The following is a 19,063-nucleotide window of genomic DNA, read 5'->3' as shown; positions in this document are numbered from 1 at the left end:
TCTCCTCCTCGTTAGTCACAACAAATCCGTTTTCCTTGTGCTGTTAATTCTTCTAATTTAAAGTTTTGACTCGGCAAGTCCTTGATGACCGTTTGAATAAATGAGTAATACGAGGATGATTGGTTTAACGAGTAGAATATCCATTGTCCCCTTCTCGCTTCATTCACAATTCCGCTATCTTTCAACTTTCGTAAATGTTGGCTTATAGCCGGCTGGCTCATCTCGAAAAGATCCACAAATTCACAGACACAGCATTCATGCTCAGACATGATCTTAATCATGGTCAAACGGGTTTTATCACCTAATAATTTAAGAATGTTTGCCGTGGTTTCTATATCCAACGCCCCATTCATTGCCTTTCACCCCTCCTGGCCCAAATTAAATAAGTATATGCTTATGTGATTATTCAACATTATTGTATAAGCATATTCTTATTTAATCAACCATTAAATATTCAACCATATAATTTCCTTACTTTAATATTCAGCACTTCAAAGAAATTATAAAAGACCAGCCTTGTTTCAGACTGGTCCTTCTATTTCATTCACAACAGGAATTATTTTTCATTTCCAATCTCGCTAGAACGGGGCTGCCACAGCAAGAACGATCGTTTGTTTCAGTTGCAGGAATATCAGAATCGCAGGAATTAGATGCAAGATTCACACTGCAAACTCCTGTTTCAGGCAGTTCCAAGTGTACTTCTTTTGCCCCCTCTACATCCCCTGTGAGATAAGCCACCACGGAACGGACTTGTTCGTAGCCTGTTGCCAGTAAGAAGGTTGGTGCTCTTCCATAACTCTTCATCCCAACAATGTAAAAATTCTTTTCAGGGTGCCGTAACTCTTGTTCACCATGCGGTCTCACGGTTCCACAGCTATGAATATTGGGATCAATTAGCGGAGCAAGCGTGTCTATGCTTTCCACAGCTGAATCAAGGTTTATCCTTATTTCATTTAAAAAGCTTGTATCGGGCCTGAAACCCGTACTCACCACCATTTCATCGATGTCACCGATTGTGAATTCTTCTCCGTTTAGTTCTTCTCCTACTACCGTGATTTTATCGTTTGTTGGGTACACTCCATTAATATGAAAGGGTGTAAGAATATTGATTCGTCCAGACTCCACTAATTGCTGAATTCTTATGCCCAACTCTCCACGAGCCGCCAACCCGTCGTTTTCTTGCCCACCGTACACTTCATGAATCTGTTTTTTACGAAGAACCCAGTAGATCTTTGTATCCGAATATTTTTGCTGTAAGGTGGCCAAATCCAATAAAGCATTGATGGCAGAATGGCCGCTCCCGATCACCAAGGTGGTTTTATTTTGATATCTGTTTTCCAGTTGTACGACGTTAGGAATGCCATAGTGGATTTGATTGTGTAATTGTCTCTCCGCATTCGTCCATATCCCATTTGAAAGGATAGGGTTTGGATTGGTCCAAGTACCTGATGAATCAATGACCGCTTTCGCTTCAATGACTGTTGTGTCACCATTCGCTTCTACATAGAGTTGAAAGGGAACCGTGTCCCGTTTTCCTGTTTTTAATTTATCGTGAGCCTCTTTGGCAACTCCGACTACTTTTGCCTGCAACATGATCTGTTCTTTTATTTCTGGAAGGTTACTTAAAGGCAGAAGGTACTTTTCAACCAGTTCGCGACCTGTCGGCAAAGCTTCTTCGTCAGGTGACGTCCAGCCAGCGTTCTCCAGTAATTCCTTTGCTGCTTTATCGATGTTATATTGCCACGGAGAAAACATTCGAACGTGTCCCCACTCCAACATGCTCGAACCAACCGAGTCCCCCGCTTCCAATACGATAAACTTCTCCCCTTTTTTTAGTAAATGAGCTGCAGCTGCAAGCCCCACAGGACCTCCGCCTATAATTGCTACGGGTAATGCATTTTTATCGAATTGACCCATCATGATCCCTCCTATATTTTTATCTTTATAAAAAAGTTGTAATTTGCAAGTATTGTTGAAAAATATACTACCCCCAAGGAGTAGTACAACATACGGAAGACTTCAGCATTTTATCATTAAGCAATTTCAGGGAACGCACGACGGATTCCTTTTCAAACTCATTCATCGTCTTGAAGACCTCATTCAAGTAATCATTCATTTGCTGATCGATGGTTTGATTGACCTTCATTCCTTCTTCGGTCAGAGAAAGGATGGAAATTCTCCGATCTTCAGCATCTTGCGTTTTTGTGACCAAATTCAATTTGATCAGGGATTGGATTTGTCGGCTGAACGTCGTAATGTCCGTTCCCAATGTTTCTGCAATTTGCTGGATGGAAGCCTTGTTTTGTCGATGTATTTCATACAGGATATGGCTTTGAACGAGTGAAATTTCAATTCCATCAGCGCTACAGCAATATTTATTCAATAATCCAAACCGTCTTGTCAAGAGTTGGAAGAGACCTCTAAGGTTTTCATTTTCCATTACTTTCACCTCGCTTTATTTATACGCTAATTGTTTGCATTTTGCAACTATTCGATTCAATTATTTTTTATTTATCCTTTTAGCTTGTTAAAAGCCGTCATGAAATTTCGGTGAGTTTCCTCGCCGTAATAGCACGCTTCTCCTTTGAAAAAGTTCTTTTTGATGTATTTCTTTGCATTATCCTCCACAGGTTCACGCGATGCTAAAACAAGCTTGAAATAGGCATCAAAATAACTGACAGACAATACGCTTGAATGGTTCACTGTCATAATACTCCTACCCCCTAATTGTTTACAGTAATTTCTCCATAGCCATCACATCGACAAATTCACCGTCTAATATTCCCTGGTTCTTAAACACTCCCACTTCTCTATACCCCCGTTTTCTGTACAATCCTTGCCCAATCTGGTTAAAGGGAAAAGTGAATAACACAATCTTATTGAAGTCATTTTCTTTTGCGTGCTTTTCGATGGATTGCAGCAATAAACCGCCAATCCCTTTTCCTCGATGATCTCTCGAGATATATACGGATAAATCGGCAACCCCTTTATAAGCATTACGGCTGTTATATTGATTCAAGGAAGCCCAACCGACAATTTTCCCATCTTGCTCGGCGACAATCAGCTTATATCGCCCGATATGCTTGGCAAACCATTCCTCCATGTAGGCTTGATCCTTCGTTTCCGTTTCCAACGTGGCAATTCTATCCTCAATCCCCTGATTGTATATATCTTTGACCGAGTCCAAGTCTGCTTCAATCGCTTCACGAATGATCATAACATACCTTTCTCCTTTCGTTTGCCAAATGATTTCTTTAATATTCTTAGTTGATTTATAACATCAATAGTTGCAAGTTGCAAATATTTTGTTTTTTTACAGGATCACTATACGAATAAAAGTGCTTGAAACAAGAAAACTGCCGAATGACCGGCAGTTTTCAGCTTTATAAATATTTACGGTGAATGCCTTTTCCATCATAGGAAAACAGGACTTCTTTTCCTTCTATGACTGATTCCATATGCACGGAGCGGCCCCAAAGCTGATGGATATATGGCATGACTTTTTCGAGATATTTCAGATCCAGCTCAATATCTTCATACCAATGTTTTAGATAAAGTTCCCCATTACGCATGAAGTCCCCATCGTTAACTGTGATATAAGGGAAACCTCCGTTAACCCTCATGCTCACAAGTTGATCACGAACATGTTCCCATGCCTTATCGACGATTTTATAATCCTTGCCCTGCTTTTGGAATAGGTACATATCCTCCCGCATGACCAGGTCCTTCGTCAAATAATTGCGGAGAAAGGAAATATCCGATTCGATTTCCCTGACCTCGAACATCTTTTCCCGGCCAGATCCTGGCTTGACGCCGAGCCTGATCATTTCTTCGGTCGGATTATCATAGCGTTCTTCAATATCTTCAAGCACTTTCAATCCAAGATAATAAGGATTGATGCTGGTCCGTGAAGGCTGCACGACACCTGCGTTCAGTTTCGCGAATTCAATGGCTTCCCCTGAGGATAGATCCAATTCACGGATAATGCGCTGATGCCAGTAGGATGCCCAGCCTTCGTTCATGATTTTCGTTTCCAGCTGCGGCCAGAAATACAGCATCTCTTCCCTGATCATCGTCATGATATCCCGCTGCCAATCGGTTAAATCCCTGCTGTACTGTTCTATGAAAAGCATAATATCCTTTTCTGGCCTTGGCGGGAATTTCTTTCTTTTTTTAATGTTGGATTTCTGCGGTTTATCCTTATTATCAAGATTCCATAAATCATCGTATTGTGTGGCTGTCGGTTTTATTTCCTCTTCTTCTTCCTCATCTTCCATCGTCCAGGCAAGCTTCGGTCTCATCAGCGACGGATCGATATGTTCTTCAATGGCTAAAAGTGCATCCAGGAAGGTTTCCACTTCCTTTTTGCCATGAAGGATTTCATATTCACGGATTCTTTCTGCCGTTGCCGACATACTTTCTACCATATCCCTCTTGGTATTATTGAAACGTACATTATTCTTAAAGAAGTCACAATGCGCCAAAACGTGGGCAACAATCAATTTATTTTGTACAAGTGAATTGGAGTCCAGCAGAAAAGCGTAACAAGGATCAGAGTTAATGACCAGTTCATAGATTTTACTTAATCCAAAGTCGTACTGCAGCTTCATTTTATGAAATTGCTTTCCAAAGCTCCAATGAGAAAAACGGGTCGGCATCCCGTAGGCACCAAATGTATAAATGATTTCTGAAGGGCAAATTTCATAGCGCATCGGGTAAAAATCCAACCCGAACCCCGTTGCTATTTCTGTAATTTCACTAATGGCATATTCCAGAGCCTTTTGCTCCGCTTCATTCATCCGATATCCCCCTTGTCTTCCGCCTTTAAACTAATGTATGAAAAAAAGGAGGAAAAATGCCGTGATCATGAGTAAAGGTCCTCGATAACAGAAAAAAAACACCTCCATGAAGAAGATGTCAGGCCAAATGTTTCATGCAGTTCTGCACTCAATCCCTTTGATATTAAAATTTTGCTAATTCCGGATTCACAACCTCTTTTTTCATTTTTGAACGGATCCAGGAAATGATGAGCGCTGCAATGATGACAAAACCTAAGTATCCTGTGATTGGGTATACCGTCCCAACCAATTTAATAAAGCCAACGAAACTTGCAAGGAAGGCGAGAATCCCGACTATAATCACGGATAATTTAAATCGTTTCGTTTCCGCAGGCACCAGCCTGGCGGTGAATGCATACAGCATCCCGACAGCTGTATTATAAATCATTCCTAAAAGGATGATTGATAGGATATATCCCAACCATGGAGAAATCTGATTCGCTAAATGAAGGGTAGGCATACCAGAGCCTTCTATGCCCTTCAAGTCGGACATCATCCCCAAATTGATCAAAAATAACAGGATCCCCAATCCGATACCCCCCAGGATTCCTCCCATTCCAGCCTGTTTCTTATTCTTGAAGGTCCCGCCCATTACGGCCAGCATGGCAATTCCGGCAGTCATATTATATGAAACATAAAGTAATGAACCCATCAACCAATTTCCGGTAGCAGCCGTTCCTTTACTTGAAGATGAAATGATTTGATTGAAACTTAGATTGGATGTGAAAAATGAATAACCTGAAATAATGATCATGATAACGAATAAAAACGGTGTGACGGCACTAATGATGGACATTATTTTATTAACATTAAGTAAAAGCGTACCAATCGTGAGCACCGTCATGACGATTGCACCGACCATGCTTGGAATCCCGAATTGTTCCTCAAAAATCGTTCCGGAGCCGGCAATCATGATGACCGTAACGCCAAACAAGAAAAACGTGATGATAATATCGACCACCCTGCCTATAAAGCGGCCGCAAATATGATCGATGATGCTTTTATGGGAACGTGTCTGGAGAGTGCTCCCCAACTGGGTAACTTGCATGCCCAAAAACGCGAATAAAACTGTCGCCACCACAATTCCCAATACACTGTAGATTCCAAAACTCGTGAAGAACTGTAACACTTCTTGTCCTGAAGCAAAACCTGCTCCAATGATGATTCCAATATATGCTCCCGCAAGATTTATACTGTTTTTCATATCAAATACCACCCTAATTATATGATTATTCTGACAATTTAAGTTATGAGAATATCTTTCCTTTCTTCATTATCCTTCCGGCTTCAGGGGCAATTGCCCATGAAGCCGGAAGGTCCTTTAATTCCAACTCTTATTTATTTGTATATCTTTTACTATAGGAAGTGAATTCATCGACCGCTGTGTAATCGACTTCATAGCCAATGCCTGCCGCTTTTGGAACGGTTATGACCCCATCATTCACTGTAACCTCTGGTTGGATGATGTCTTTATGCCAATAATTCGCGGATGCTGCCGTATCACCAGGCATCGTGAAGTTATCAAGTGTTGTCAATGCGATATTATGGGCACGACCCACACCAGATTCCAACATGCCACCGCACCAAACCGGTACATTCCTTTCTTTACATAATTCATGTATTTTCATTGCTTCCGTTAAACCGCCAACCCTGCCAATCTTAATATTAATGATTTTACAGCTTCCCAATTCAAGGGCTTTTCTAGCATCTTCGACGGAATGTATACTTTCATCCAAGCAAATCGGTGTTTTGATTTCCGCTTGTAATGTGGCATGATCGACAATATCATCCGATGACAAAGGCTGCTCGATCATCATTAAATCAAATTGATCAAGTTGTTTGAGTAATTCAATGTCTTTCAGCCGGTAAGCGGAGTTTGCATCTGCCATGATCGGGATATCGGGATATCGATTGCGCACTTCCCTGATTACGTCTACATCCCAACCTGGTTGAATTTTCATTTTGATTCTTTTATATCCGTCCTTCAATCCAGCTTCTATCTTTGCCAGTAATTCAGGTACCGTTTTTTGGATGCCGATACTGATCCCAACATCGATTTTTTCCAGCTCCCCGCCTAAAGCCATACTTAAAGGGATATTCTTTTCTTTTGCGTATAAATCCCAGATGGCTCCCTCGATAGCCGATTTTGCCATATTATTTTTACGGATATGCGAGAACATATCCGATACATCACGAGGATGCTCTATTTCTTTATCCAATACAAGCGGAATCAGGAAATCCTCCAGCATGGTCCAATTGGTTTTTATCGTTTCTTCGTTATACCAAGGTGCTGAAAATGCCACAGATTCAGCCCAGCCTGAAAGTCCCTCTCCATTTTTCACTTCCACAAGAATGAACTCCTTATCCAAAAACGTTCCAAAGCTTGTTGTAAAGGGAGCTACCAAATCCATATTTAAATGACGTAAACGCACTTCCGTTATTTTCATCCCGATTCCCCTCTTATTCTTGTTTTTTTAATAAATAGTTTTGAATGTTTTCACCTTGTTCCCATTCAATCCCGGCTGCAACATATCCTTTGGCAAAAAGAGCTTTGAATAATTCACCGGTTTTTAACCGCCAATCAATCGCAAGGCGAAGATCAGATTTTTTGATTTGTTGAATATCCGTCGGAATGGGGATTGCGATCACCTCGGCATTGGTTTCGAAATGATAATCCTTGATGTAAGGAAAGCCTTGGTCATTCATTCCTGTCGTTACGATGTGTATGGCTTTATCAGGAAGCGGAGTCTCTTCCTTTGCTTCCTGCCGTATATTCCATTCCACCATGAATCGATCAGTGGAAAGTCCTTCATTGAGGGTATCCTTCATATTTCCATAACAATCTTCCATATATGTAGAGCAAACAGCTTTTAACTTACCGATATTCAAGTTTGCATTCACACTTTCCAATGGATCATATGTCCATGTGATCAAGTCGTAGCCCTTTTTAAGTGCTTCCTCTTTTTGTGCAAGTTTAAGTAATCTGCCGTAGCCCTTCTTTTGATGGGCCGGATGGATGGCTAACATATGTGAACAAAGATATCCCCTTCCGTCCTTGAATCCCGGGAAACTGTATTGAAACCCGACTAACTGGCCATTGATATAGCCGCCTAATACAAGCCCGCCGTTTTTGACAGCCGTAATCGTCTGATGGATGGGAACGCAATCCATGCCCCATACAAGGGCTTCCAGCCGCTGCACTTCTTGTAGATCCTCTAGTCCGGATAGGGATTTTATGATAAATTCTTCAGTCATGTAAGTGGCCCTCCCCTCCATATTTCTCAAAAGTGAGTATGATGGCTTTGGCCAGGATTTCAATTCCCGATAACAAAGCTTCTTTATTGAATGTCATGTTCGGATGATGGAGCCCTGGTGCCAAATCACAGCCCAATCCAAGCATCGTAGCTTTGAGTTCAGGTCTTTTCAACGTATAAAAGTGAAAATCCTCTCCTCCTGTTGTAATGACAGGCGCTACCAAATTTTCTTCTCCAAGCGTATCGGCTATCGCTTCAGACATTATTTCCTGGGCTTGATCGTTCACGGTTGCTGCAGCAACACAGGTTCCCGGTTCGAGTTTCACTTCGACTCCATGGACAATGGCCAAAGATTCTGCAACCTTTTCCACCTTTTTGGTGAGCTCTTTCATCACTGCATTATCCTGTGCCCGTAAATCCAATGAAAAAGTGGCTCTCCCTGGGATGATATTGGAACTTTCGCCGCCAGCAAAAAACTGCGTCATTTTTACGGAATAAGGGATGGACGGATTGAGATGGATTCCATTTAACAAAGTGATGAATGCCGCTCCTATCTCGATGGCATTCTGCCCTTGATGCGGTCTTGCTCCATGCGCATCAGTTCCCGCTATTTCACCTTTAATGAACTGAGCGGCTCCATGCACAATGGCTGGCGCCGCTTGCCCATCTTTCACTTCCTCAACCGGTCTTAGGTGCACTCCATAAAGGAAATCGACATTATCCAATACTTTTTCTTCAATCATCTTCAAGGCGCCCGTACCTTTTTCTTCAGCAGGTTGGAAAATGAATTTCAGCTTGCCTCTTGGACGAAAGCCCATTTCCTTCAATACAAGGAATACTCCCAATGCCAAGGTCATATGACCATCGTGTCCACAGGAATGATTGGCTTGAAACGTCCCTTGCACCTCCTGCCAAAGTGCATCGATATCCGATCGTAATCCGACCGTGAAATCCCCATCCCCGATTTCGCCTACCACACCTGTACAGTCCTCGAATGTTTTTACCGTACACTGATTCCCCGTTAAAATACTTGAAATGAAAGCTGTCGTATTCACCTCATTCCAACTCGTTTCTGGATTTGCGTGTAAATGGTCAAAAATATCGAGTATACGCGGTCTTAATTTTTCGATAGTTTGTGTGATATCCATTTCTGTCTCCCCCTACCGGTTTATTGGGCATGTTCACCAACTGATGGATGTTTTATCTCAAAAGAAATAATCGTCTTGATTGAACCCATCATATATAGCTTTTCTTTCTTTGAACCCTTGTTCATCCTTAATCGTTACACCAGCGACTAAACTATTCAATAAAGAGAATAACACTGGTGCCGTATCGATCGTGGAAGTCCTTGGTGTTGAAATGGGCAATAAAATGTCAGTGTATTCCGCAATCGGAGCCAGGTCGGAATCCGTAACCCCAATTACAAATGCACCCGCTTTTTTGGCCATTTCGGTTATTTTCACAGTCTCTTTAACATAGCGGTGAAATGAAATGGCTACAAAAACGGAATTTTCAGTCATTTTATTCAACATTAAAAATATATCATCAGTATCAGGCCGATATAAATGAACCTCTTCCCTAACAAGCCTAAGCGTAAAGGTTAACCAATGTGCTGCCGAAAATGATAAACGGTGTCCAGAAATCAAAACATTGTCAGCTGCCGCCAATTTATCGACTGTTTTGGCGAAATCTTCGGTTGATAAATTTTTCATGGTCTTTTCGATGCTGATGATGTCCTGCCCCATCACCTGAGCCATGAAGTTTGGCTGACTCGCGGCTTCAAGTTTTGAAGAATGGTATTCATTCAAACTGCTGCTCTCGTATATCAACTGATTTCGAATAAGGTTTTGAAGCTCTGCATATCCGCTTAACCCCAATGAATAGCAAAAGCGGATGATGGTCGTTTCACTCACCCCAATGTCTTTTCCGAGCTTTTGAGCTGAAGTGACTGCAAATGTATGTGAATGCACCAACAAGTATTTTGCTACCTTTTTTTGACCAGTAGATAAACCAGGGAATACTTCTTTAACTTTTTGCTGTAAATCCATAAAACATCCCCTCTGAAGCAAGATATGAATCCAATACTTTTTATATGACAATATGAAGTATAAACTTCATTAATAATAGTGAGTATTTTATCACGGGACTTTTAATAAAACAATAATATTCTGAATTTTTACAATAAGATGGTGGCAATGTCCTTCAAGCATAAAAAAAACAGAGATGGACTCCATGATTTCAGTTTGGTGAAATAAGATGGGGTTCGGAGTACGAGGATGGTTTTCAGTCGGCGGAAAGGGAGCGGGTTTCTGAACCTTTTAAATATAAAACTTCAGGCATGGAGATGGACTCCATGCCTGAGGTTTGGCGACAAAATGGGGTTCGAACCGAATAGTGAGGATGGTTTTTTACTGTAATTCTCATTGGATTGAAGAAATTTGCGACACTCCTGCCGAATTACTGGCTAGCCGAGACCCCACAAGCGCTTGCGCTGAGGAGGCTTGGCAGACAGTCGGCGGAAAGGGAGCGGATTTCTGAAATCAACTGCACTTTTAAATAAAACAACTGCAGGCAAACTGATTTTTCATCAAGTTTGTCTACAGTCTGAAACCACGAAATGAACTCCGTAATTTTATTTTTTATGACGCTTTGCGTAGCCACATCGTTTACATAATTCTTCAACTGCACATCTTCTTGAGAAACCATCATACATATTTTTAGCCCGTTCACCATTTAAAATGTCTTCAAGTGATGTTTCGAATATATTTCCAAGCGGTATTTTCCCTTCACTATCCAAACAACAAGGTACGACTGTACCATCCACCAAGATACCTAACTGATCTCTAAGAGCATAGCAGAAAATATTTTCATCGATAATGTCACGGTCCAATTCCGGCCACTCGAATTTTTCGGCCATATTTATATAAACCCGGTCCCTTAACTTAATATTATTCTTTTGCTGAAGAGCTTCACTTAAGCGAATGTCCAATGAAAGCTTCTTCTCCAGCATGCTCAGAATATCATCGTTCAGGCCATTACTCGCTTTTAATTCAGCCGTATCCATATTCCATAAACGAATGGCACAGATCACTTCACTTTTTTCATTTGCTTCATTTATAAAATCGGCAATATTACTGACATAAGAGTCAAGACTATTGGTCGTATCGTTTGCCTCAAAGCTATGAAGTGAAATATTCACCTGCCGGAGGGCTTTTTTGGAGAGCAGCTTGTCTTTGACCTTTTGAATCAAAGTACCGTTCGTTGTAATATTAACCTTCAGGTCATTTTCAGCACTGATATCCAGGAATGTACCCAAATTTTTATTTAAAAACGGTTCACCCATCAGATGAAAATAAATATGATCGGTGTGTGGTTTGATTTTCTTGATAACATCCGTAAACCCTTCGGGATCCATGAATTTAAGGGTCCTTTGCAAGCTGGAACTTGGGCAAAAATTACACTTCAAATTACATATATTCGTAATTTCCACATAAACTTTCTTAAACTTTCTCATTTTCTAATACCCCTACAATCAAGCTTATAGTTTCAATCTGATACTAACTATACTGGTTAGCTGCCCATAAATGCAATGAAAACTTCATGGTAGCTGACCGTATTGGAATAACAACGAATCCGATATCCCCTTTTCCGGACAACTTTTAAAAGAAATCAGAAAAAAACATCTTCTCGAGGTGAAGATGTTCGGTAAGGTGCCTACCTGGAATTTCGGTTTGTCCTGATCTCACTTTCCTTTTTGCTCCGTAACCTTCAAACTAAGTAATTTTTCATTTTTCAAATCATGTTGTACGGTCACGATGACATTGAAGTCCTGACCTTTATCCTCGACCAAAAATCTGAAATCGTCTTCGATGAGATTTTTCGCTACAGTTTTTCTGCCTTTATATTCGTAGTCAGTAATCTCAACTTCAGGATAATCTGCCTGCACTACCGTAATCGCAATCTTTCCGTATTTTTCGTAATCGGGTTTTTGGGCCTGTGCTGAAATGGATCCTGCTTGTATGATCAAAAAAATCCCCATTAGCATCACGATGACTTTTTTCAAAATCTTTTCCTCCTCATACTTTCCGCTTAGTATTATTATGTAAAAATGTTCAGTTGTTATGCAGCTGCTCCGCTTCTTTTACAAGCATGATGCCAACTAATCGATTCCTCTTCCATTCCTCAGGAAACACAGTCAACGGCGGATTGGTTTCATCCACTAAATAACTAAGTTCGATCGTCATTCCCGGGCGGCTGAATTCAGTTATGAACCAATCAGTAAATCCGCTTCCTACCGCTTCTTTCTCCGGAAAGGTCAGTTCATACCCCGTCATTTCGGCAGTCTTTTTGGCAATCCCATAATCCCTCACCATATTTTTCCGTTTATTTTTGTAATGCCAAAAGATTTCCCTTCCTGAAGTATGATAGGAAACAGCAATAAGGGGATCGATCTCCTTCGTGAAATCCGTAAGCGCTTTTACTTCGGCTGCTTCCAGTGGTTGTCCGCCTTTATAAAATTGATACGTCGGTTTTGTTTCACGACTCATTACTTCTTTCCATCCAGCCGGATATTGCCTATTCAAATCAATGCCTTTAGCGTTGGCTTTCCACCTGGACCAATTCCTGCTATATCGGTTCATTTTCCATACTGCAGCCTTTTCAAGAACATTTAAATTGGATAAATCTCCTTGCTGGATGCTCACTCCATCTGGATTAAGCATCGGGATGAACCAGATGCTCACTTCATCCAATGATTCCGACGGAAATTCTCCAATAGGTTTGCCCGCTCGATAGGCGGCTGCATACCCTTCAAGCATACGCATCAAAAGTATGGAACTGAGCCATTCCCGTCCATGATGTGATCCCACCAGCAAAATCGATTTTTTTCCTTTCCCTAACTTGACTGCCTTTATATTTTTCCCCTTTTCAGTTTGTCCGATTATTCGAACGTCCAATTCATACTGCTTTTGGATTCCTTGCAAATCCATTTCCATCTGTTCAGGGGAATACACTTCTGCTGCCAGCGATGGTTCAGGGAAAAAAAGAAGCACCAATATTCCAATTACCATTATTTTTCTCATGTACTCACCTTTTATTTTTATTCAGGTAAAAAGCAACAACCGCGGTCCAAATACATCGCCACTTATTGTAAGGAAATGTTCTGTCAGATCTGAACAAAATACAAATAGCTCCTTATTAAGGGGGAGAAGAACATGAGGATTGCGGATTATGATCAGGCATTGTTTCACACACACCGTTCTGATTGGGACAGCTTGTTAGTATTGATGGTTCGGACGAAAGATCATTTTCTTTCGAAAAAAATAGAACATTTTTTGCACGCTTACAGGTTTGAGCATGATTATCAAATCGTTCAATCCCAGCTGTATGCACTGCTTCGTTATCTGGATCATGCGGCAGAAAAAACAAGTGATTATTTAAGTGAACTTCCAAGCTAAAATCAACTATAGTTTTTGCAAATCGGGAAAATTTATACAAGAGGATTAATTATCGGGGATATAACTTTGGCTGGTGAAACCCTATAAAAACAAGGAAGGGTCAGGTATTGAATACCTGACCCTCATTTCATCATTTTTTCATTGTAGCATATGCAGTTGAATACATTTTAAGCTCTTCGATCATACCTTCAACAAGTACCGCAGACTCTTCAAATAAACCATCATTTTCGTAATCGAAGCAATGCGGATCCAGAACCAATTGTTTGGCGATCACATTTGCATAAAGGCTTCGACCCACTGTCCTCATGGAATTCAAGGCATTGATCCCGCCTTTTCCTCCCCCGGAGACAGCCAATAGGGCGACAGGTTTATGCGTGAATTGTTCACTGCTTAAAAAATCCAAGGCATTTTTCAAGGCTCCGCTCATGGAACCATGATATTCCGGAGAGGTCAGAATTACGCCATCAGCTTCCTCGATGCTTTTCCTGAGCCCTTGAATCACTTCCAATTGATATTGCTCACCTTCACCTGAATATAAAGGGATTTCGCTATTGATTAAATCAATAAGTTCCGCTCCGTATTTCTTGGATATGTAGCGTGAGGCAATCCCTGTACGCCCTTGTTTACGTGGTGAACCATTAATGATTACTAATTTCATGAATTAAACCTCCATTATTCCCGATGTTTCCGAGATCAGTCGCCAATACAGTATACCAAAACCGAAACGGAATTTCCTAGAATTTTGATTTTTCATTCAACTAAAAATCAAAAAAAACGAAAGACCGAGGAAGTCTTTCGTTCAGATTGTAGACAAGCTCGATGAAAATCGAGTTTGTCTACAGTTTTTTTTACTTGTACAAATTTTGACGTTGATTGGAACGTAGGGCACTCGCTTTCCGCAGGCGGTCCGCCCTCGGCGCACWTGCGCCTGTGGGGTCTCCCTTGGACTCGCTATTCCCGCAGGAGTCTCGCACACCCGCTCCAATCACTATGTTTAAAATTTCAGATAGGACTTCATTTGCCTACAGTCTTTTTTGTTTTAAAATAGAACTATTAAAACTTGAGATGATGAGGATGCTTTCGAAACATCATTCTAATCAGCGAGATCAACTTGAAATAATTACTTTAGATCAACTGGTGCCGGCGAATCATTTGGTTCGTAAAATGGAGGCTTCCATTGACTTCACTTTTATTTATGACTTGGTGATAGATATGTATTCAGAGGTAGGACGCCCTAGTATTGATCCAGGTATTTTAGTTAAACTCTGACGTTTTTCAATATACCTTCAGTATTCGTTCCATGCGTAAAACGATTGAAGAAGTTGAAACAAATATGGCTTACCGTTGGTTCTTAGGCTATGGGTTTCCATTATAAAGCACCTCATTTCTCAACGTTCGGGAAAAATTATGAACGACGCTTTAAAAAGGGAATTTTAAAAGGGGTCCGGAATTTTTAATTCCGAACCCCTTTTGTCTACAAACTGAAACGAAAGACCGAGGAAGTCTTTCGTTTAGCTTTCATACATTTAAACCAATGCTTCAATCTTGCTCATGAAATCTTCCATGACTCCCGATAACTTGGACTCAGCTTCTTGCATTGATTTGCCTTGGACACCGAAATAGAATTTAATTTTCGGTTCGGTGCCTGAAGGACGCAGGCAAACCCATGTACCATCCTCAAGGAAATACTTTAATACATTTGATTTCGGAAGCTCGATCAACTCTTCATCATTTGAAAGTAATGTCCGCTTCTTGCTGCTTTGGTAATCTTCTTCAATGACTACCGGAATGCCAGCTATTCGGGAAGGAGGATTTTGACGGAATTGATTCAATATTCCTTGAATCTGTTTCGCTCCCTCAATGCCCTTTAAAGTCAATGAACGCAAACCTTCCAAGTAAAATCCGTACTTTTCAAACACATTCAGCAACCCTTCATATAGTGTCAATCCCTGCTTTTTATAATGGGCACAGACCTCGACAGCAAGCACTGCAGCTTGAATGGCATCCTTGTCACGTGCAAAGTCTTTAATCAGATAACCGTAGCTTTCTTCATATCCGAACAAGAAGCTACTTTCCCCGCTTTCATGATACTGATTTATTTTCTCGGCGATGAACTTAAACCCGGTAAGTACATCAACCGTCTTCAATCCATATGACTCGGCAATCGTCCGACCGATTTCCGAAGTGACGATGGTTTTTAAGACGACTCCATTTTGGGGAATCTTTCCTTTCTCTTTTTTCTGGGACAGTAAATAGTCCAGGAAAAGTGCACCTGTTTGATTTCCAGTCAGGACAACATATTGACCCATCTCGTTTTTAACGGCAATTCCAAGCCGATCGGCATCTGGGTCCGTTGCTATCAATAAGTCCGCCTCCACCTTGTTTCCAAGCTCAATGGCCATTTCAAATGCAGCTGGTTCCTCTGGATTTGGAGACTGAACTGTCGAAAAATCCGGATCCGGCAATTCCTGTTCCTTAACGATATGCAAATTTTGATATCCTAAGCTTTGCAGTGCCCGCCTAACGGATTTATTTGCCGTTCCATGAAGCGGCGTAAAGACGATTGACACATCTATTTCCTCGGCAAGCTGCGGGTTCTCGGGAACCGTCAGCAGCTCACGATTATAGGCAGCGTCCAATTCCTCACCAATCATTTCGATGAGGCCCTGCCCTTTAAGGACTTCAGCTTCTTCAACCTGAATTTCAAGCTCACTTTCAATGGCATTCACATAGCCGATCACCTGATCTGCTGCTTCCGGTGGCAATTGTGCCCCATCTGACCCATAAACCTTGTAACCATTATATTCAGGCGGATTGTGGCTCGCCGTGATGACGATTCCAGCAAAAGCATTCAGCTCGCGAACCGCAAATGACAATTCTGGAGTTGGACGCAATTCATCGAATAAATAAGCCTTCACCCCAAATGTAGCCAAGGTCTTAGCCGCTTCGAGTGCAAATTCCGGGGACTTATGTCTCGAATCATAAGCAATCACAGCCCCTCTTCCTTTTGCTTCTTCCCCAAACGAAGAGATATATTGAGCCAACCCAACCGTTGCCTTCCTTACAGTATAAAGATTCATCCGGTTCGTTCCCGCTCCGATTTCCCCACGCATTCCGCCTGTTCCAAACTCTAAATTTTTATAAAAGGCATCTTCGAGTTGTGCTTCATCCCGCTGCATTTCCTCAAGGAGGACACGTAATTCCTCATTTAAATTCTGGTACCCTGCCCAAGTAGTGTATAAAGATTTCCAATCCATCTCCAACATCTCCTCCCAAACGCCTTATTTGTAATTATTATGTATCTGCCTTACATATACAAAATTATCATATTTATTCCAATAAATGAAGTAAAGGCTCGTAATGAAAAGAACCTAATCCCAGTGTTCTTCACATCACGAGCTGTTTTCTTCCTAATTATTTCCCGCCATCTTTGTAATGCAGATGGTAAATATCATGACGGCGATCTTTCAATTGCTTTACAGTACCGGACTGACGCTCCCGCCTTAAGATCTCCAAATCGACATCGCCAATCAGGACCATCTCAAGGTTCGGGCTGGTTTCCCCGACTATGCCGTCACGTGCAAATTCGAAATCCGAAGGAGAGAAGATTCCCGATTGGGCATATTGGATATCCATATTTTCCGTTTGCGGGAGATTTCCAACCGTTCCGGAAATGACGGTATAAATTTGGTTTTCCACGGCACGGGCCTGGGCACAATAGCGAACTCGCAGGTAGCCTTGCCTGTCTTCTGTACAAAATGGAGTGAATATGATTTTGGCTCCCATGTCGGTAGCAATCCGGGCGAGTTCCGGGAACTCAATATCATAACAAATTTGTATGGCGATCTTACCACAATCCGTATCAAAGACACGAACGCGGTCACCTGCGTTAATCCCCCACCATTTTCTTTCATTCGGTGTAATATGAATTTTATATTGCTTTTCAATCGTTCCATCGCGGCGGAATAAATAAGCGATATTATAGATATTATCATCATCTTCTTTAACGAAATGGGAACCGCCGATGATATTGACGTTATACCTTACAGCTAAAGTGGTAAACAATTCAATGTACTGCTCCGTGAAATCCGACAGTTTCCTGACAGCCAAGCTTGGTGATCTTTCATTCAAGAAAGACATCAGCTGGGTTGTGAACAACTCCGGGAACACGGCGAAATCTGCATTGGCATCCGAAGCAACGTCGGTGAAATACTCGACTTGGTTAGCGAAGTCATCGAATGAATCGATTTTACGCAGCATGTATTGCACGACGCAAATCCGTACCGGTTCCGATGTTTTATAATAACGTTTTGTTTTCGGCTGATAATCAACGTTATTCCACTCCATGAGCGTAGCATACTTATTGGATTGCAGATCGTCCGGCAAATAATTCGGATTGATCCTCATAAGCGTGAACCCATTTAAAAGCTGGAACGAAAGAACCGGATCATATATTTTGTGCAATTGAACTTCTTTTACATACTCCCTTGGTAAGAGTTCCTCCGCATGTTTATGGTAATTGGGAATCCTGCCCCCGATTATGATGCTTTTTAAATTCAAGTGGGCAACAAGTTCTTTCCTTGAATCATATAGTCTTTGACCAATTTTCATCCTGCGGAACTCAGGATGGACCATGACTTCGATTCCATATAAATTATAACCGTCCGGATTATGATTCGTGATGTACCCATTATCGGTTACATCATCCCATGTATGGCGGTCATCATATTCGTCAAAATTAATAATGAGGCTGGAACATGAGCCAATCACTTTTCCATCATATTCAGCCACAAACTGCCCTTCTGGAAAAATTGCCAGATGGCTCTCAAGCTGATCTCGCTTCCAGGGAACCATTCCCGGAAAGCAACTCGACTGCAAAGCAATTATTTCATCTATGTCTCCTAGCCTCATATTACGTATTTCCATTATTTTTTCATATTTATGCAGGTCCAAATTAGGCATTTTCCTCAGACTCCTTTAATCTCTTCCATAAGAATTATACCCCTTATTCAAAAATTAAAACAACCGAACCTACCCATTGATTTCAAATAATAACATTCTGAATGTCCGTTAAAAGAATATATATTTTACAGACGCGGTCCTTACATACTATACTTTTCATGAGAGTAAAAAGAGATGGGGAAGAGGAACCATGAACAATACAAAACGCAGTGTGGAAAACTTATTATTTGCAGCCTGGGCTGCTTCCATCATTGCGATGTTTGGAAGCTTATATTTTTCTGAAATTAAGCAATACGAACCTTGTGCACTCTGTTGGTATCAGCGGATCATCATGTATCCTTTTACGGTCATATCAGGAATTGCAATCATTCGAAAAGATTATTGGATCAGTTTTTATACCATGATATCGTCCGCTATCGGTGCATTCATTTCCACGTACCATTACTTGATACAAAAGGATTCATTCTTTCCCGACCACACCCTTGCATGAGAAGGGTTCCTGGTACAGGATAATATATAAACGTATTGGTTTCATCACCATCACGTTCTAGCC

General features: G+C 41.3%; 19 protein-coding genes and 1 pseudogene. 3 read left to right on the top strand and 17 right to left on the bottom strand.

Going from position 1 to position 19,063, the window contains the following annotated elements; translation table 11 throughout:
- Nucleotides 1–11 precede the first annotated feature (11 nt).
- The 14 genes from AC1DVB_RS03150 to AC1DVB_RS03085 form a co-directional block, all read right to left on the bottom strand.
- Nucleotides 12–353 (bottom strand): ArsR/SmtB family transcription factor, encoded by a 342-nt coding sequence (locus tag AC1DVB_RS03150; protein ID WP_057275669.1) that lies wholly within the window; start codon nucleotides 351–353, stop codon nucleotides 12–14.
- Between the two features lie 187 nt (nucleotides 354–540).
- Nucleotides 541–1,920: an FAD-dependent oxidoreductase gene (locus AC1DVB_RS03145; protein ID WP_454862064.1), complete on the bottom strand. Its 1,380-nt coding sequence runs from the start codon at nucleotides 1,918–1,920 to the stop codon at nucleotides 541–543.
- Between the two features lie 64 nt (nucleotides 1,921–1,984).
- Nucleotides 1,985–2,440: a MarR family winged helix-turn-helix transcriptional regulator gene (locus AC1DVB_RS03140; RefSeq protein WP_239860417.1), complete on the bottom strand. Its 456-nt coding sequence runs from the start codon at nucleotides 2,438–2,440 to the stop codon at nucleotides 1,985–1,987.
- Nucleotides 2,441–2,511: 71 nt separating this feature from the next.
- A complete protein-coding gene (locus tag AC1DVB_RS03135) occupies nucleotides 2,512–2,709 on the bottom strand; it encodes a hypothetical protein (protein ID WP_239860415.1) in 198 nt (65 codons plus the stop codon).
- Nucleotides 2,710–2,731: 22 nt separating this feature from the next.
- On the bottom strand, nucleotides 2,732–3,217 hold the full coding sequence (locus AC1DVB_RS03130; protein ID WP_057275662.1) for an arsinothricin resistance N-acetyltransferase ArsN1 family A: 486 nt from the start codon (nucleotides 3,215–3,217) through the stop codon (nucleotides 2,732–2,734).
- Nucleotides 3,218–3,383: 166 nt separating this feature from the next.
- Entirely contained in the window at nucleotides 3,384–4,799 is a 1,416-nt protein-coding gene (locus AC1DVB_RS03125; protein ID WP_063577218.1) for a SpoVR family protein, read from the bottom strand.
- A 163-nt stretch (nucleotides 4,800–4,962) separates the two neighbouring features.
- Nucleotides 4,963–6,042, bottom strand: a complete 1,080-nt coding sequence (locus AC1DVB_RS03120; protein ID WP_454862063.1) for a YkvI family membrane protein — start codon at nucleotides 6,040–6,042, stop codon at nucleotides 4,963–4,965.
- Nucleotides 6,043–6,172: 130 nt separating this feature from the next.
- Nucleotides 6,173–7,285 carry an o-succinylbenzoate synthase gene (menC, locus tag AC1DVB_RS03115; protein ID WP_477588139.1) on the bottom strand — a complete coding sequence of 371 codons (1,113 nt, stop codon included), beginning with the start codon at nucleotides 7,283–7,285 and terminating at the stop codon, nucleotides 6,173–6,175.
- 13 nt (nucleotides 7,286–7,298) lie between these two features.
- Complete coding sequence (locus AC1DVB_RS03110) at nucleotides 7,299–8,093, bottom strand: GNAT family N-acetyltransferase (RefSeq protein WP_477588137.1); 795 nt, start codon at nucleotides 8,091–8,093, stop codon at nucleotides 7,299–7,301.
- Nucleotides 8,086–9,234, bottom strand: coding sequence for a M20 peptidase aminoacylase family protein (locus tag AC1DVB_RS03105; RefSeq protein ID WP_057275880.1), 1,149 nt, complete (start codon nucleotides 9,232–9,234; stop codon nucleotides 8,086–8,088). Before AC1DVB_RS03105 ends, AC1DVB_RS03110 begins: the two co-directional genes overlap by 8 nt.
- A 63-nt stretch (nucleotides 9,235–9,297) precedes the next feature.
- Nucleotides 9,298–10,140: a MurR/RpiR family transcriptional regulator gene (locus tag AC1DVB_RS03100; RefSeq protein WP_057275657.1), complete on the bottom strand. Its 843-nt coding sequence runs from the start codon at nucleotides 10,138–10,140 to the stop codon at nucleotides 9,298–9,300.
- A gap of 584 nt (nucleotides 10,141–10,724) precedes the next feature.
- A complete protein-coding gene (locus AC1DVB_RS03095; protein ID WP_057275656.1) occupies nucleotides 10,725–11,606 on the bottom strand; it encodes a radical SAM/SPASM domain-containing protein in 882 nt (293 codons plus the stop codon).
- A gap of 228 nt (nucleotides 11,607–11,834) precedes the next feature.
- A complete protein-coding gene (locus AC1DVB_RS03090) occupies nucleotides 11,835–12,155 on the bottom strand; it encodes a DUF3889 domain-containing protein (RefSeq protein ID WP_057275655.1) in 321 nt (106 codons plus the stop codon).
- A 49-nt stretch (nucleotides 12,156–12,204) separates the two neighbouring features.
- Nucleotides 12,205–13,173, bottom strand: a complete 969-nt coding sequence (locus AC1DVB_RS03085) for a M14 family zinc carboxypeptidase (protein ID WP_095678242.1) — start codon at nucleotides 13,171–13,173, stop codon at nucleotides 12,205–12,207.
- Nucleotides 13,174–13,305: 132 nt separating this feature from the next.
- Between AC1DVB_RS03085 and AC1DVB_RS03080 the strand changes: the two genes are divergently transcribed.
- Nucleotides 13,306–13,548: a YhdB family protein gene (locus AC1DVB_RS03080; RefSeq protein ID WP_048689737.1), complete on the top strand. Its 243-nt coding sequence runs from the start codon at nucleotides 13,306–13,308 to the stop codon at nucleotides 13,546–13,548.
- Between the two features lie 130 nt (nucleotides 13,549–13,678).
- Here AC1DVB_RS03080 and AC1DVB_RS03075 read toward each other — a convergent pair whose 3' ends face one another.
- On the bottom strand, nucleotides 13,679–14,206 hold the full coding sequence (locus AC1DVB_RS03075; RefSeq protein ID WP_477588133.1) for an NADPH-dependent FMN reductase: 528 nt from the start codon (nucleotides 14,204–14,206) through the stop codon (nucleotides 13,679–13,681).
- 416 nt (nucleotides 14,207–14,622) lie between these two features.
- On the opposite strand from AC1DVB_RS03075, the pseudogene AC1DVB_RS03070 reads away from it, so the two are divergent.
- Nucleotides 14,623–14,972, top strand: a pseudogene (locus AC1DVB_RS03070) (transposase); the annotation flags it as partial.
- 102 nt (nucleotides 14,973–15,074) lie between these two features.
- Here the strand turns inward: AC1DVB_RS03070 and AC1DVB_RS03065 are convergent.
- Both AC1DVB_RS03065 and AC1DVB_RS03060 read right to left on the bottom strand, forming a co-directional pair.
- On the bottom strand, nucleotides 15,075–16,805 hold the full coding sequence (locus AC1DVB_RS03065; RefSeq protein ID WP_454862060.1) for a phospho-sugar mutase: 1,731 nt from the start codon (nucleotides 16,803–16,805) through the stop codon (nucleotides 15,075–15,077).
- Nucleotides 16,806–16,962: 157 nt separating this feature from the next.
- Nucleotides 16,963–18,510, bottom strand: coding sequence for a carbon-nitrogen hydrolase family protein (locus AC1DVB_RS03060; RefSeq protein ID WP_034315073.1), 1,548 nt, complete (start codon nucleotides 18,508–18,510; stop codon nucleotides 16,963–16,965).
- A gap of 190 nt (nucleotides 18,511–18,700) precedes the next feature.
- Between AC1DVB_RS03060 and AC1DVB_RS03055 the strand changes: the two genes are divergently transcribed.
- Nucleotides 18,701–19,000, top strand: coding sequence for a disulfide oxidoreductase (locus AC1DVB_RS03055; RefSeq protein ID WP_235568085.1), 300 nt, complete (start codon nucleotides 18,701–18,703; stop codon nucleotides 18,998–19,000).
- Nucleotides 19,001–19,063: the final 63 nt, after the last annotated feature.

The sequence above is a fragment of the Peribacillus sp. P4_D6 genome (assembly GCF_056401795.1).
The sequence above is the reverse complement of the archived record's forward strand: the minus strand, read 5'-3'. Positions and strand labels throughout refer to the sequence as shown.

Excerpts from the sequence above, each read along its gene's own strand:
- AC1DVB_RS03150 (WP_057275669.1), bottom strand. The coding sequence starts at position 353 with ATGAATGGGGCGTTGGATATAGAAACCACGGCAAACATTCTTAAATTA.
- AC1DVB_RS03145 (WP_454862064.1), bottom strand. The coding sequence starts at position 1,920 with ATGATGGGTCAATTCGATAAAAATGCATTACCCGTAGCAATTATAGGC.
- AC1DVB_RS03140 (WP_239860417.1), bottom strand. The coding sequence starts at position 2,440 with ATGGAAAATGAAAACCTTAGAGGTCTCTTCCAACTCTTGACAAGACGG.
- AC1DVB_RS03135 (WP_239860415.1), bottom strand. The coding sequence starts at position 2,709 with ATGACAGTGAACCATTCAAGCGTATTGTCTGTCAGTTATTTTGATGCC.
- AC1DVB_RS03130 (WP_057275662.1), bottom strand. The coding sequence starts at position 3,217 with ATGATCATTCGTGAAGCGATTGAAGCAGACTTGGACTCGGTCAAAGAT.
- AC1DVB_RS03125 (WP_063577218.1), bottom strand. The coding sequence starts at position 4,799 with ATGAATGAAGCGGAGCAAAAGGCTCTGGAATATGCCATTAGTGAAATT.
- AC1DVB_RS03120 (WP_454862063.1), bottom strand. The coding sequence starts at position 6,042 with ATGAAAAACAGTATAAATCTTGCGGGAGCATATATTGGAATCATCATT.
- menC (WP_477588139.1), bottom strand. The coding sequence starts at position 7,285 with ATGAAAATAACGGAAGTGCGTTTACGTCATTTAAATATGGATTTGGTA.
- AC1DVB_RS03110 (WP_477588137.1), bottom strand. The coding sequence starts at position 8,093 with ATGACTGAAGAATTTATCATAAAATCCCTATCCGGACTAGAGGATCTA.
- AC1DVB_RS03100 (WP_057275657.1), bottom strand. The coding sequence starts at position 10,140 with ATGGATTTACAGCAAAAAGTTAAAGAAGTATTCCCTGGTTTATCTACT.
- AC1DVB_RS03095 (WP_057275656.1), bottom strand. The coding sequence starts at position 11,606 with ATGAGAAAGTTTAAGAAAGTTTATGTGGAAATTACGAATATATGTAAT.
- AC1DVB_RS03085 (WP_095678242.1), bottom strand. The coding sequence starts at position 13,173 with ATGAGAAAAATAATGGTAATTGGAATATTGGTGCTTCTTTTTTTCCCT.
- AC1DVB_RS03080 (WP_048689737.1), top strand. The coding sequence starts at position 13,306 with ATGAGGATTGCGGATTATGATCAGGCATTGTTTCACACACACCGTTCT.
- AC1DVB_RS03075 (WP_477588133.1), bottom strand. The coding sequence starts at position 14,206 with ATGAAATTAGTAATCATTAATGGTTCACCACGTAAACAAGGGCGTACA.
- AC1DVB_RS03065 (WP_454862060.1), bottom strand. The coding sequence starts at position 16,805 with ATGGATTGGAAATCTTTATACACTACTTGGGCAGGGTACCAGAATTTA.
- AC1DVB_RS03060 (WP_034315073.1), bottom strand. The coding sequence starts at position 18,510 with ATGCCTAATTTGGACCTGCATAAATATGAAAAAATAATGGAAATACGT.
- AC1DVB_RS03055 (WP_235568085.1), top strand. The coding sequence starts at position 18,701 with ATGAACAATACAAAACGCAGTGTGGAAAACTTATTATTTGCAGCCTGG.